The following is a 244-nucleotide window of genomic DNA, read 5'->3' as shown; positions in this document are numbered from 1 at the left end:
GCGCTGTGCACCTCGACGTTGTCCATCAGCAGCGCGACGTGCAGCGTCGACGAGATCTGATAGACGCCTGCGGGCTTGCTGAGCAGCGCGTCCAGATGCGCGGCCGCGCGATTGAGGCTGAGTTCCCATGCGGCGGGCAGGCCCTCGGGCGGCGCGAAGCGGGCGAGCAGTTCGATCCAGGTCGCCATCATCGCATCGTCGGCGTCGGCTTCGGCGCATGAGCTGTACTGGCCGCTCTTCACGC

General features: G+C 68.0%; 1 protein-coding gene. It reads right to left on the bottom strand.

Going from position 1 to position 244, the window contains the following annotated elements; all coding sequences use genetic code 11:
* On the bottom strand, window positions 1-244 hold a 244-nt coding region (locus AAEY99_RS21655), incomplete at both ends, for a hypothetical protein (RefSeq protein ID WP_351012018.1).

Origin of the sequence: Shewanella sp. S1-58-MNA-CIBAN-0166 (assembly GCF_040310085.1) — a bacterium.
In the GTDB taxonomy this organism is placed as follows: domain Bacteria; phylum Pseudomonadota; class Gammaproteobacteria; order Enterobacterales; family Shewanellaceae; genus Shewanella.
The sequence above is the reverse complement of the archived record's forward strand: the minus strand, read 5'-3'. Positions and strand labels throughout refer to the sequence as shown.